The sequence below is a fragment of the Acholeplasma sp. ORD1043 genome (assembly GCF_057808485.1).
Genome location: NZ_JAQLOJ010000003.1, coordinates 13,909 through 28,460, shown reverse-complemented (window position 1 = coordinate 28,460; position 14,552 = coordinate 13,909). Strand labels below are relative to the sequence as shown.

At 32.3% G+C, this 14,552-nt stretch carries 12 protein-coding genes; 3 read left to right on the top strand and 9 right to left on the bottom strand.

Annotated elements, in window-relative coordinates; all coding sequences use genetic code 11:
- The first annotated feature begins 74 nt into the window (after positions 1 to 74).
- Complete coding sequence (locus PG914_RS01780) at positions 75 to 2,258, top strand: glycoside hydrolase family 18 protein (protein WP_488821970.1); 2,184 nt, start codon at positions 75 to 77, stop codon at positions 2,256 to 2,258.
- A gap of 51 nt (positions 2,259 to 2,309) precedes the next feature.
- Here the strand turns inward: PG914_RS01780 and PG914_RS01775 are convergent, their stop codons facing one another.
- The 7 genes from PG914_RS01775 to PG914_RS01745 form a co-directional block, all read right to left on the bottom strand.
- Positions 2,310 to 2,570, bottom strand: coding sequence for a glutaredoxin family protein (locus PG914_RS01775; RefSeq protein ID WP_488821969.1), 261 nt, complete (start codon positions 2,568 to 2,570; stop codon positions 2,310 to 2,312).
- A complete protein-coding gene (gene nrdF, locus PG914_RS01770) occupies positions 2,567 to 3,664 on the bottom strand; it encodes a class 1b ribonucleoside-diphosphate reductase subunit beta (protein ID WP_488821968.1) in 1,098 nt (365 codons plus the stop codon). Before nrdF ends, PG914_RS01775 begins: the two co-directional genes overlap by 4 nt.
- 10 nt (positions 3,665 to 3,674) lie before the next feature.
- Positions 3,675 to 5,777, bottom strand: a complete 2,103-nt coding sequence (gene nrdE, locus PG914_RS01765) for a class 1b ribonucleoside-diphosphate reductase subunit alpha (protein WP_488821967.1) — start codon at positions 5,775 to 5,777, stop codon at positions 3,675 to 3,677.
- Positions 5,774 to 6,154, bottom strand: a complete 381-nt coding sequence (gene nrdI, locus PG914_RS01760) for a class Ib ribonucleoside-diphosphate reductase assembly flavoprotein NrdI (protein WP_488821966.1) — start codon at positions 6,152 to 6,154, stop codon at positions 5,774 to 5,776. Before nrdI ends, nrdE begins: the two co-directional genes overlap by 4 nt.
- Positions 6,155 to 6,171: 17 nt before the next feature.
- Positions 6,172 to 6,690, bottom strand: coding sequence for an anaerobic ribonucleoside-triphosphate reductase activating protein (gene nrdG / locus PG914_RS01755; protein WP_488821965.1), 519 nt, complete (start codon positions 6,688 to 6,690; stop codon positions 6,172 to 6,174).
- A complete protein-coding gene (locus PG914_RS01750; protein WP_488821964.1) occupies positions 6,662 to 8,944 on the bottom strand; it encodes an anaerobic ribonucleoside triphosphate reductase in 2,283 nt (760 codons plus the stop codon). The genes nrdG and PG914_RS01750 overlap by 29 nt, the downstream gene beginning before the upstream one ends.
- Before the next feature lie 246 nt (positions 8,945 to 9,190).
- On the bottom strand, positions 9,191 to 10,561 hold the full coding sequence (locus tag PG914_RS01745) for a serine hydrolase domain-containing protein (protein ID WP_488821963.1): 1,371 nt from the start codon (positions 10,559 to 10,561) through the stop codon (positions 9,191 to 9,193).
- 107 nt (positions 10,562 to 10,668) lie between these two features.
- Between PG914_RS01745 and PG914_RS01740 the strand changes: the two genes are divergently transcribed.
- Entirely contained in the window at positions 10,669 to 12,306 is a 1,638-nt protein-coding gene (locus PG914_RS01740; RefSeq protein ID WP_488821962.1) for a Na/Pi cotransporter family protein, read from the top strand.
- Positions 12,307 to 12,343: 37 nt separating this feature from the next.
- Positions 12,344 to 12,625 (top strand): hypothetical protein, encoded by a 282-nt coding sequence (locus tag PG914_RS01735; protein WP_488821961.1) that lies wholly within the window; start codon positions 12,344 to 12,346, stop codon positions 12,623 to 12,625.
- A gap of 108 nt (positions 12,626 to 12,733) precedes the next feature.
- Here PG914_RS01735 and PG914_RS01730 read toward each other — a convergent pair whose 3' ends face one another.
- Together PG914_RS01730 and PG914_RS01725 are read right to left on the bottom strand one after the other, a co-directional pair.
- Entirely contained in the window at positions 12,734 to 13,618 is an 885-nt protein-coding gene (locus PG914_RS01730) for an ABC transporter permease (protein WP_488821960.1), read from the bottom strand.
- Positions 13,615 to 14,514 (bottom strand): ABC transporter ATP-binding protein, encoded by a 900-nt coding sequence (locus PG914_RS01725; RefSeq protein ID WP_488821959.1) that lies wholly within the window; start codon positions 14,512 to 14,514, stop codon positions 13,615 to 13,617. Before PG914_RS01725 ends, PG914_RS01730 begins: the two co-directional genes overlap by 4 nt.
- Positions 14,515 to 14,552 lie beyond the last annotated feature (38 nt).

Genomic DNA, 14,552 nt, shown 5'->3' with positions numbered 1-14,552 from the left:
ATTCGTTTTTAACTAATATTAGACGTTTATATAATAAACTGTCTATATAAAGAACAATGATAGGGATTACATTTATGAAAAAAGTACTAATCTTATGTCTATTTGCCTTCTTCTTGATTTTAGTGGCTTGCCAGGAAATCGTTGAAGAAGAAAAGAATTATTTAGACATTACAATCGATTTGAAAGAAAGAACTGCAACATCAATTAATAACGTTGATGTTTCTTTAAGCGCAGAGGAAACAAAGTTTGTCTTAGTAGCTGATGTTTCATCACTAGAAAAATTTACTTTAAGAGTCAATGAATCAATTGTTGATGAGGCTGAATATGTGATTGAAGATGGTAGATTAACTTACCGCTTCTTCTCTACTCGCTATGTTAATCAAAATGAATTATTACCTGTAACATATTCATTCGACAGAAATGGTGGGGTGTATCCAAGATCAGTTTTAGAAACATTAACACCTTTTTATGAAATAGAATTTAAAGCCTTTAATAATCAAAATTCAAACGACTTTACAGTCTTTACACCAAAAGAAACTGGACTTCGTTGGAATTATAAGATGTTTATTAAATACGATGAAGTACTAGATTTATATCAAATTGTTTATACCGACTATAAATCTTCTGGTTTAGAGCATATTGATTTTAAAGATTACGATTTCATCTTAGGGACATATCATCAAAATGAGTTGCCAGAAAATGATTTATTATTGGGTTCATTATTTAAGAGTGAATCTATTGGTTCATACGTATACTTTGATGGCGATATTTCAACATACACAGGTGGATCACTTAACGCATACTTCTTCAAACCAACCGCTTTAGAATATCAATTAGAAATGTTTGTTGATGCAGATACTTCTCTACCAGAAATCGTTAAGCCAAACTTCTCATTTAAGGGTTGGTATGATGGTTCAAATTATTTAGATAGTCTAACTTTAGTGAAGGCAGGCGATCATAAGAACGTGATTAATCTATCCGCACACTTTGAAGGTGCATCAATTGAGAGTCTAAATCAATACTTAAATTCAATCATTCCCACATATACAGATAAGAATATTTACTTACCTACTTCGTATAGTAGCTATAATATTTCATGGAGTTCTTCTAATCCTGAAATCTTATCTAATACCGGGGAATTTAATATTTCATACAATGAAAAGAAAATAACTTTAACTGCGACAATCACTGGTTTAGATAATCCAATTATTCGTACATTTAATATTGATGTTTTATTCAAAAAAGAATTAGTTGCAGTAGGGATTGCATCAAGTTATATTTATAGAAACTACTCAACTGTCAATGATGCTTTCTTTGAATCATTAGATATTATTAACACTGCATTCTTAACCGCAGATAATCTTGGTAATTTAAATGGTCTAGCTGTCTTAAATAATATTCAAACATACATCTTCCCTAAAGCTAAGCAATATGGTAACTGGGTTTTATTCTCAGTTGCTCCTGAATCACAATGGAGTTCATTGATTACAAGTCAGGCAATGTTAGATACTTTTGCTGATAACATTGTAACAATCATTAATACCTATGGTTTTGATGGTGTTGATATTGACTGGGAAACACCTACAAACTCTCAAAGAACTGCTTATACACAACTTATGCGTACAGTCTATCAGAAGGTTAAAGCAAACAATCCAAACCACTTAGTAACAACTGCTATTACAGGCGGACAATGGCAACCACCACAATATGACCTAATAAATTCCGGTCAATATATCGACTATATTAATGTTATGACATATGGTATGTCTAATAATGGTGGGAGTTACCAAAACCCATTATATCGTTCAACAACATTCAATAACCCAACTTTCCAAGTTGGTCGTTCAGCATCAAGTGCTTCTATTGATGAATCTGTTCCAATCTTTAACAACTACGGCATACCAAATAGTAAGTTAATCTTTGGTCTTGCATTCTATGGCATTAGACAAACTAGAACATTCAATTCTAGCACCGGTACCTATGGTTCATGGGTAAACGCTGGTTCAGTCTTCTATAATGAAATTCTAAGTATTGTTAACAATCCTGATTACAGTGTTGTTTATGATACTAAAGCGGGTGTTCCTTATATCATCAAGAATGATGGTCGTGAGTTTATCTCATATGATAACCCTCGCTCTATCCAAGAAAAAGCTCAATACATTTATGACAAGGAACTTGCCGGTTTAATGTTCTGGGAATATGGAACAGATACTACCGGTCAATTACTAGAAGCTATGGCTACTGGATTAGGTAAATAACTTATACAAAACAAAAGGCTTAGGATTGCTCCTAAGCCTTATTTTTATATTTTATTTTTTTCCAACGTGTTTTTCTAAAAACTGAACCACAGGTGTAGGTTGAGTTCTAGTTAATACTTCATCTGCAGCAATCATAGTTGGCAGATTTAAGATACCGTAAGTTGCAGTTATTTTTTCAAACTCTTCAGTATCAGTTTCTTTATTTACGATTTTAATGTCTGCAGCATATTTATCGTTTAATCCAAACTTTAAGAACATCTTTAAGGCTGCACATTGTGGACAGTCATTTTTAGTAAGTAAAATTACACTCATTTTTTCCCTCCAAATGTAATAATCTTTTCAGTTTCAAAATTGAAATCAGAGTCTTTTAACATTTCACTCTTCATCTTTTGATAACCATTACCTTTCATTGAGAAGTTATCCATTGTCTTAGTTTCAGTGTTTAGTCCGTTTAAGACAACTGGGTTTACTTCTTCTGATTCAAAGTAAGGATCAAAACCTAAGTTCATTAATGCTTTATTCGCATTATATCTAACAAACACTTTAACATCATGTGATAAATCAACTGAGTCATAGATTGATTCAACAAGTTCATTTTGCTCATGATATAAATCAAGTAATAGTTTATTCATCCATTCTTGAAGTTGATCTTGAGTATCATTATCAAATGTTTCATAAACTTCTTGAGCAAGTCTACCCACGTATAATCCATGAATAGATTCATCTCTTAAGATTAAGTTAATGATTTCACCTGCTTGCATGAGTTTCCCTTGTCCATAAAAGAATAAAGGATAGTAGAATCCTGAGTAGAATAGCCAGGTTTCTAAAAATACTGATGCTACCATGGCTTTCCACTGTGCAATATTGAAGTCAACTTCTTTAAAACTTGGAGAGTTTTCTTCAAACTTCTTTAAATAATTGTACTTATCTAATTCTTTATATAAACCTACAATGATTTGCATAATCTTTTGTAGATTCTTATGTGACTCACCCCATCTGAATAATTCATCAATTTCAGGGGTAGACATGTAAGTCATAAAGATGTTTGAATAACTTTTAGCATGGACCGCATTTTCCATCGCGGCCATAAAATTTAAAACTGCTTTTCTTTGGTGGAAATGCTCATCCATGGAACGTGCAACAACCGGCATTCCAATATCACCTTGATGGGTATCTAGGAATGTTAAGACCAGTAAGTTTCTTGCATAAGCTAGTTTAATATCGTCTGGTAATACACTCCAAACGTTTAAGTCTGGTTGTAAGGAAATGTCTTCAGGACGCCAAAACTGAGAAAGATTTTGTTCGTAGAAATTTTGAGTAAAATCATCTTCCATTTCATTCCAGTTGGCACCATTATAAAGAATTTCTTCTTCTTTAATTAATTTTGTTTTAGGCTTCTTTACCATAATCTTCTCCTTAGACTGCACATGATTCACATTCTTCAATTTTTAACTTTTGAGTACGGGTATAGTAAAGTGTCTTAATACCTTGGTAATGTGCGTATAAATAATATTTTTGAAGTTCTCTTGTTGTAATATCTGATGTAATACATAATTCAAATGAAATACCTTGGTCAACGTGCTTTTGAGCAGTTGCGATCACATCGATAACTTTAAAGTTATCCATACGATAAGCTGTTTCATACATGAAAGCCGCTTTATCAACTGCAGGCATTGGATAGTAAGTCTTTGAGTTACCATAAGTTCTTTCTTCAACTAATTGCTTAATTGGTGTTAAAGAAGGTGTTGCTGACATCACATAACCAATTGATCCATTAGGAGCAATTGCTAAGCGGTGTGAGTTATAAAGACCATAAGTCATCACATCTTCTTTTAATTGTAGCCAATCATCATCCGTTGGGATATAAGTATCTTTAAAGATTTCTTTAACTTTATCAGTCTTAGGTAAGATTTGACCACGACCATCAAAGTATGTGCCATCTGCATATTTTGACTTTTCAAAACGATAGAACTTTTCACCGGTTTCTTTAGCTTTTAACATTGAGTGTTGTAGTGAATAGTAATTAACCATGTTGAAGAATACATCGATTAGGTCTAAGTTTTCTTCGCTACCATATAAAATATAGTTTTCAGCGATGAAACCATGGTGACCCATGATACCAAAACCAACTGAACGGTTTAAACGGTTTGCTTTTGCAACTGCTGGAACATGTTTGATATCTGTATTCATAGATACTGAGTTCATCACATCCATAGCAGCAAAAACAGTTTCTTTGATTGTGTTATGTTTGATCATATTACCCATATGACCAGATGCTAAGTTACATGAAATATCCATACCAACTTCATCTTGGTTTGCACCATAGTCACCATAATGTGAAGTGATGGTTGGTTGTAGAATTTCTGTACATAGGTTTGAGAATTTAACCGGTATATCTAGTGGATTTGCATTATTAACATTGTCACTAAACATAATGTAAGGATAACCTGATTCACCTTGTAGAGAGGCAATCATATCAAGTAGTTTTCTAGGGTTTACTTTGCGTTTTCTAACCTCAGGGTTTTCAACTAAAATGTCATACCATTTGTTCATGTCAATTGATACATCAGCAAAGTCTAGACCAGTTTGTTGATAAACAGTATGTGGATAGAATACATACATATCTTTATTTTCTCTAGCAAGTTCAATAAATTTATCTGGGATGACAACCCCCATTGATAATGTCTTAACACGAATATCATCATCTGCATTTAACTTCTTAGTTGATAAGAAATCTTCAATATCAGCATGGAAGATATTTAGGTAAACGGCTCCAGCACCAGTTCTTTGACCCATTTGGTCAGCATATCTAAAGTTATTATCAAGTAGTTTTGCAACCCCTACAACACCTTTAGACACGTTTGGAATACCTTTAATCGCCTCACCCTTTGCACGTAAGTTAGAAAGGTTGATTGAAACCCCTCCACCCACTTTAGATAATTGCATTGAGAATTCTGAAATTCTTGAAATATCATTGAGTGAGTCACCTGCTTCAAGTAAGAAACATGAAACAAATTCCCCTCTCATCTTCTTACCAGTGTTAAGAAGGGTTGGTGTTGCTGGTGTAAAATCTTGAGCAATTAATAATCTAATAATTTGGCGTGCTCTTTCAAAATCACCATTTGCATGATAAAGTGCGTTAATCGCAAGTCTATCTTCATAGCGTTCTAAGAAATTTTTTCCATCACGGCTCTTTAATGCGTAGTCATTATAGAACTTGAAAGCACCCATATAGGTTGGAAAACGGAATTTTGCAGCGTATGCAATATCAAAAACCGTTTGAATTTGTTCCATGGTATATTTTTCTAGGAATTCTTTCTCATAGTAATTATTTTCAATTAAGTATTCTAGTTTTTCCTCTAGTGAGTGGAAAAACTGAGTCTTCCTATTGATCTCATTTAAGAAGTAACTCTTAGCCGCTTGTCTATCTTTGTCGATATCACGGATTTGACCATTCTCATCGGTAATTTGGTTATTTAAGATTATCCATTCTGGAATAATATCTTTTCTTTGATTCATATGCTTACGCCCTCTTCTCTCTCTTCTTTATTTCTTAACCAGGTTTTCACAAGTTCTACATCCTTGGGAAAACCAGATCCTTCAAACTTAAGTATTAATGGGATTTGGTATATCGCTTCGATTAAATCTCCTGCTTTACCAAAGTTTTCACCCCAGTTTTTATTTCCAGAAACTGCTACCCCAACGACTCTATCTTTATATAGATCTAAGAAATATTTAGTTGTTGCTGGAATTGAACCAAAATTAATATTTCTGGTTACTAAGAATATGTCATCATTAGGTTCACCTTCATACAGTTTAACGTGTACGGAATCATATCCTAATTTTTGAGCAAACCTTTTTGTTTGTCCGGTTAAACTATCAAATACAACTAACAAATCCCATTCACCTTTCTTTAATATCTGGTTACGACTTCATCTTTCATTTTTGTTTCTTTTAAATCAATCACTCGTTGGTTACTTGAACCTCGCCACATAAGTGATAAATCTTTTAATTGATGAATGAACGGTCCATCAATGAGTAAGTCCGCTGTTTCTAATATGCCATTGGTATATTCACAGTTTCTTGCTTTAAGTGATTCATAAGTATAACCACTATATACGATGACTTCTAAGTTATCTTTCTTTGCAAGTTTAACAAGTTCATAAACTGCTTCAACTTGTAAGAAAGGTTCACCACCACTTATTGTGATACCCGATAAGAGTGGATTTCCCCTCCATTTGTTTTTGATAAACTCTAAGTCAACAAACTCTCCAGCCTCAAGTTCATGGGTTGCTGGGTTGTGGCAAAATGCACAACGAAGTTTACAACCTTGAGTAAAGACAACCATTCTAATGCCTTCACCATCTACAATCGATTCATCAATGATGTTATTAATTCTTAGTTTAAGCTCGGTAGTGTTTAACACGTTCATCAACTTCTTTTCTCTTAGCATCATTGAATCTATCTAGAGTTCCCACTAAGTACCCTGTAATTCTTCTGATTCTATCAAATGGTTGTTCAGCTGTTTCTTTACGTCCACATTTTGGACAAACATCATTAATAATGCCTACATATTTACATACCGGGTCAAAATCAACAGGGTGATTAATTGATCCATAACCAACACCTTTTTCACCCATATACTTAATAATGGTTTCAAATGCTTTAATGTTCTTAGCAGGATCACCATCAAGTTCAATATATGTAATATGACCACCGTTGGTTAATTCATGATATGGTGCTTCAATATCAATCTTCTTATAAGCTTCAATTGGATAATAAACTGGTACATGGAATGAATTTGTATAGAAATCATGATTGGTCACACCTTCAATAATGCCAAATCTCTTCTTATCCATGTTTACAAATCTACCAGATAAACCTTCAGCAGGTGTTGCAATCACTGAAAAGTTTAAATGCGTTTCTAAAGCCTTTTTATCAGCTAATGCTCTCATGTGTTTAATAATCTTTAAACCAAGTTTTTGAGATTCTTTGTCTTCACCATGGTGTTTACCAGTTAAAACTTTTAAACATTCAGCAAGACCAATGAAACCAACTGCTAATGAACCATGTTTAATAACTTCTTCAATTGTATCTGATGGTTTTAACTTTTTAGAGTTAATCCAAACACCTTGCCCCATTAAGAATGGGAAGTTATAGACATGTAATCCTTTTTGGATATCAAATCTTTCTAAAAGTTGTTCAAATACTAAATCTAGTGTACGATCTAATTCTTTGAAGAACTCATCTTGATTTTTAGTGGTTAATGCAATTCTTGGTAAGTTAATTGATGTGAAACTTAAATTACCACGACCAGTAACAATTTCATTTTCGGTATCAAATACATTACCAATGACTCTTGTTCTACATCCCATGTATGCTATTTCTGTATGTACATTACCTTCTTTATAGTACTGTGCATTAAATGGTGCATCTAAGAATGAGAAGTTAGGGAATAATCTTTTAGCTGATGTTTCCATTGCTAGCTGGAAAAGATCATAGTTAGGGTCGCCCTTTTCAAAACTTACACCTTTTTTCAGTTTAAAGATTTGAATAGGGAAGATTGGTGTTTCTCCTTGGCCAAGTCCACGTTGTGTAGCTTTTAGAATTGATTCAATAACAAGTCTACCTTCATGAGAAGTGTCTGTACCATAGTTTAATGATGAGAATGGCACTTGAGCACCTGCTCTTGAGTGCATTGTATTTAGATTATGAATCAATGATTCCATTGCTTGATAAGTATCTTTAATTGTTTCCTTGGTTGCTTCTTTAGTTACAAAATCTAATAGTTTTGTAATATCATGATCAACATATTTTTGAATTTCTTTATCTATATCTTTTTGATACAGTCTAGGTTCTAAACCAGTATCATGTTTGATTCTTTCTAAAAGTCCTGGAACTTCTAGTAAGATATTACTTAATTCAAAAACCTTGGCTAAATTGTTCTTGAAATGTCTAATATAAGTTTTTCTAACCCCTTTAGCCATATCGTAATCAAATTTAGGAACAGATTGTCCACCATGTTGGTCATTTTGGTTAGACTGGATTGCGATACACGCAAGTGCTGCATAAGTTTTAATATCTTGTGGTTCTCTTAATGAGCCGTGCCCAGTTTGGAAACCACCTGAGAATAATTGATCTAAGTCAATTTGACAACATGTAAGTGTTAAGGTCAAAAAGTCTAGGTCATGAATATGGATTAATCCTTCCTCATGGGCTTTAGCATGACGCGGGTTTAAAACAAATATTTTATTAAATTCTTTCGCGCCTTCACTGCCGTACTTTAACATCGCCCCCATTGGAGTATCCCCATTGATATTGGCGTTTTCTCTCTTTAGGTCACTTTCTGTGCTCTTTGAGAAAGCAATATCATGGTATGTGCGCATGAGTCTGGTGTTTCTATCTCTTACCTTACTTCTTTCCTCGCGGTATAGAATGTAAGCTTTAGCAACATCTGAGAAGTTCAGTCTAATAAGTGCACGCTCTACCTCGTCTTGAATATCTTCAACAGTTGGAACCTGTTGTTTAAATTTTATATCTAACGATTGTAGAACCTCATTTGTTACATGATCAGCTTGTTTGGCACCATGTTCGGTTGCAAGAAAAGCTTTTGTAACTGCCTCATTAATCTTTTCTGGATTAAATCTTACGATTCTTCCATCACGTTTTTTAATCTTGGTTATCATATTATCCCGTCCTTTTCACATATTGTTTACAGTGACTAATCAACATCAAGATATAGATATCCATTAATAAAAAAACATACTAAATATACTAATGTATATATACCCTGAGTTGTGAGTATTGTAATTATATGTGAGTGTAAAGTTATTTGCAACCAAAACAAAAATGTAAATGCTTACATGAGTTTTCATGCAAAAACACTTACATTTCAGGTTTTCATAACGTATATATTTTAATTTGGTTTTCGGTTAGATTTTCGTTGTTATTTGGGTGAAATTGTTGAAATAAAGGCTTACATTTCTAATAAACTCAAATGTAAGAGAATCATTCTTCCTTTCAAAGATATAATGCACAACATAAGGGGTTTCTATGTATAAAATCTTTAAGACGAGTTTATTGTCTTCAAAATAAACTTCTTGGTAATGTTTTTGGTTTACTAAAATTAACTTCTTCTTATAATAACTCATGCCATACTTACTGCCTTGAGTTGAAACATCAAAGAGATCTTTATCACCTGTTGTATAGTTAAAAGTAAGTATGCCTTCATTAAACTCAAACGTATCAATTTCTAATACATTTGGTTCTAACTGATATTTACCATTAAACTCTGGTGATTTAGCTTCGCTAAATTGTTTATTTTCATATGTCAAACTATCTAAATATTGATCTAATTCTTCTTTTGAAATATCTTCTTTAACCTCATCGATATTTAAACTCTTGTCAATGATTGTCCAGAATACATCATAGTTTGTATTTTGAGAATTAGCTACAACTACCATATTTTCTTTCTTAAATACTTTAATGACTTGACCAAATGCACCATCTGCTCTAAATGAACGTGGTGATATATGGAATTGATAGCCATATTGGCGTCCTGCATATGGTGTATATTCATTTTCTAAGACAGGTCCTCCCCATCTTTTATTAATATGAACACGGGTTGCCTCATCTAAATATGCTTTAGAAACTATACTTTTTCCTTCATAAACACCATCATGAAGTAACATCTTACCAAACTTCATCATATCTTCTGGTGTGAGTGATAAACCAACTCCACCAACAGTTTTTCCTTCAAAGTGTTCCCATTGATAATTGGTAATGCCTAATTTATCAAATAAGTGTGTTTTTAAAAATCTTTCAAGTGTATCACCGGTGATCCTTTGTACAATCTCACTTAACATATGACTAGTTAATGATGAATATGTAAATTGACTACCTGGTTCGTGAACAAATTCTTGATTAAAGAATACTTTAACCCAATTGCCTTGTAATTGAAGTGAGAATGGTGCTTCACTTTCGTTTCCCGGTGCCATCATTAAAAGATGTTTAATCTGAATCTTTTTGATGATTGGATTAGTTAAGTCTTTAGTTTCTTCTTCAAAATACTTAGTAATGTAGTCATCAATTTTAAGTTTACCTTGATCAGCTAGAATACCAATAGCTACTGAAGTAAAAGACTTCGTAACTGAAAATAAAAATTGTAAATCTCCTTTTTGATACGGTTTCTTGGTGAAATCGAAAACAATCTTATCATCTTTCATGACCATTAAGTTTGTAACAAAAAGTTCATTATGTTCTTCACATCTTTGAATTAAGTTTTTAAAGCGGATATTTTCCATGTTGTTAACCTTTCAGCGTATATTCATATATATATTTTACAACGAATGTAGATAAACGTATTGTATAATTAGTGCAGAAACTAAAGTTTACGCACGAGGTATAAATAATGGAAATTATTACGAGCTTTGTAACACTTTTGACAGGACTTGCTATCTTTTTAGTAGGTATACATCAAATGTCATCAGGTTTAGAAAAAGTATCTTCCAAACGTATGCAAAAGGGAATGAACAAGGTTTCTAATAACCGATTTGTTTCATTTTCATTTGGTGCATTCATTACTTCTGTTATGCAGTCGTCAACACTTGTTACTGTAATGACTATTTCGTTCTTAAATGCTAATTTAATCACGTTATATCAAGGGATCGCAATTATTTTAGGGGCAAACGTTGGAACGACCTTAACCGGTCTTATTTCAAGTTTTGCAACATTTGATTTTGCAATCTTTTTATCTTTATTTACTGCAATCGGTGTTGTGATTGAAATGTTTGCTAAAACACCTAATATGAAGCGTATTGGCCAAATCTTTATTGGGTTTGGATTAATCTTTATCGGGTTATCTTTTGCCGGAGATGCTTTTAAAAACGATCAAATGAAAACATTTATTGGCAATGTTTTTGAGACTGTCAATTTCCCACTATTACTTATATTCATAAGTATCGTATTTACTGCAATTGTAAACTCTTCTACATTAGTTGTAGGTTTATCTATTCTATTAGTATCCAGTGGAACGATTCCGATTGAATATGCTTTATACATCGTATTAGGTGCTGAAGTGGGCACAACAACTACTGGGTTATTAGCATCTTTATCTGGTAATGCAGATGCTAAACGTTTGGCAATTGTTCAATTAATCTTTAATTTAATTGGTTGTCTTGTCTTTACTGCAATACTCATGATCTTTAATGATCAAATTGTTGGTTTTGTTAAATCTGTTGATTTAGGATTCCAAGTCTCATTCTTCCAAATCTTCTTTAATATCTCAACCGCATTAATTGCTTTAGTGTTTATTAAACAATTAGAAAAACTCTCTTATATTTTAGTTAAGAATAAAGAAACCACAAAAGAAGATAAAACACTCAAATTTGTTAATGAAAGTTTACTTAAAACCCCATCATTTGCATTAGCTGCACTTGATAAAGAAGTCTTAAGAATGTTTGATTTAACAAAGGAAAATATGTTTTTTGCTTTTAAGTCAATTGAAGATGGTATCGCTTATGAGTTTAAAAAAGTTGTTGATAACGAAGAGGTTATCGACTATCTCAATAGCGCGATTGCCTTATACTTAGTAAAGCTTTCAAGTGAAAGATTAAATTATAACGCTGAACTTCAAATCGGTAAAATATATCATGTTATTAATGACTTAGAACGTATTGCTGACCATGCACATAACTTCTTGCTATTAATTAATGAGATGAATGCTGAAAATATTGCATTCTCTGGAGTTGCACAAGAAGAACTTAAAACATTCATGAATGATTTAAAATTGATGGTTGAATTAACAGAAAACATTTATATAAAGAATCAAATAAAGGAATTAAAGAAACTATCTCATTTAGAAGAATTAATTGATAAACATAAACTAGAATATGAAAAAAATCACGTTATAAGACTGCGTACCGGTGAATGCCAACTGGAACATTCTAAGTACTTCTTTGACTTCACATCTCAATTAGAACGTATAGGGGATCATTTGATTAATATTGGTTACTCTACAGTTGATGTGGTTGGAGACGTTAAATCATAACATTGTGATAAGATAATGGCATAAAGAGAGGTTATATATGCAAGATATACTTATGTTTTCATTAATTATTGGAATGATAGTGATTGGAATCTTTAGTTATCCAATTTCAAAAAGACTTCATAAAGTAAAACCGGTGTTAACTTTTTTATCTCCATTAGTGTTATGGATTTTTGTTGGTGTACTTCTATTCTTCTATTTCCAAATTACTGATTTACTGGCATTAGGTTTATTATTGTTTGCGATTATTTTTGCTATTGGTGCGATTGTGTCTACCATCATGTCAATTTTAGTTATTTTAAAAAATAAGAAATCGGCGTGATTTAAATACAGTTATTAAAATTATTATTTCTGTTTGTAGTAATGCCTCAACTTTAAATTTGATTTTATGATTAAAAATAATGGGACCCAACAAGGTCCCATTTTTATTTTATTTTTTAGAAATTCTTCTAGAAATCACTCTAGTTGCAAGTACGATTAAACCAATTGATAGGATTAATGAACCAATCATTAACCACTCAAGTGGAATATCTAAACCTAATAAACCAACATTATTTAAACCAAATGGTTCAGAAACAGCAACTGCTACTTCAGTAGAGGTCTTCGTTTCAATCATTTCATATGCTTGTCCAAACATGGTTTGTTTTAAAAGCACTGTCATATGTGTGAATGGTATTACACTTGAAACATAACTCATCGCATCAGGTAAGATAGTTAATGGCATGTAAATACCAGATGTGAAACCAATCACCGTTCCAAATACCCCAGAAACTGCACCAAATGCATTAATTGATTTGATGAATGAGGTTAATAACACCATGAATGCTGATGAGATAATTGAACATAGAATAATAACAAGTGCAGCATTTATAATTGTACCTAATGTAAAGAAAATACCTGTTAAAATACCTAGTAATACCCATGCTACAAGTAACATTGTCCATGAGATTACAATCGTGATTAAAAGTGATGATAAATAATATGCTGCAATCACTTTAACTCTTTTAACCGGTGTTACCATGAAACCATCCATGATCTTATATTCTAAGTCATTAATGATATTACCTAAGTTACCTAGTGAGATTGTAATCGTTGAGATAACAATTAGCCCTGGAATCAATTGAGAGTAAACAATAAAGTCTAACTCTTTACTTGTGAAATACGGAGTTAATACATCCATCTTAAAGTTATTGCCTAGGAATAGTACATATAATGCAAGCAGGATGATAACTGATAAGAATGAGAAAAATACTGCTGTTTTGTCTCTTAAAAAGACTTTAATATTACGGGATACTAATGATAAAAATTCACTCATTTTTGTTCACCTACCACATTAACAAATACATCATCTAATGTACCTTTGACAACTTCAAAGGTTTCGATATTTTCTTTTAACTCAATAATTAAATCGATGGTATCTTTCGTATCTTTAATTTCAATATAAAATTGATCAGCAACTTTCTTAAAAGCTCTTTTTGATTCATTTAAGAATTTTATTAGTTGTTCTTTATCTTTAGGCACTAATCTAAAGTAGTCCTTAGAATATTGAGCTTTAAGATGTGCTGGACTGCCTTTAGCAACTATATTCCCTTTATGAATAATAACTACATGATCCGCATTTGCAGCCTCTTCCATGTAATGCGTTGTTAAAAATACGGTAATACCATGTTTAACTCTTAAATCTTCAATAACTCTCCAAACAACTTGTCTAGTTTCAGGGTCAAGACCAGTTGTTGGTTCATCAAGTATTAATAATTCAGGATTTGAGAAAAGTGCTCTTGCAATTTCTGCTCTTCTCTTTTGACCGCCTGATAATGATTTGAATCTTTTATTTTCAATATCTCTTAACTCAAGACTTTCAGCAAGTACATTATAACGATCTAATGTTTTTGCTTTATCCTTTAAGTAAAAGATACCTCTTGTTAATAAGTTTTCTTTAACGGTTAAATCTTTATCTAATACATTTTCTTGGAAAACAACACCAATTTTTTCTCTAATATATGCTGGGTCTTCTTTTCCATTTAATTTAAAACTACCACCATCTTTTTCAAGTAGCGTAATAATCATATTAATTGTTGTTGATTTACCTGCACCATTTTGACCTAAGAATGCGTATAGCTCCCCACGCTTCACATAAAAATCAATATGGTTAACTGCAACTAAATCACCAAACTTTTTATAAAGACCATTGACTTCTAAAATTTTATCCATATTGTGTTAACCCCTCTCTTTTGTCTCACAAAATTATT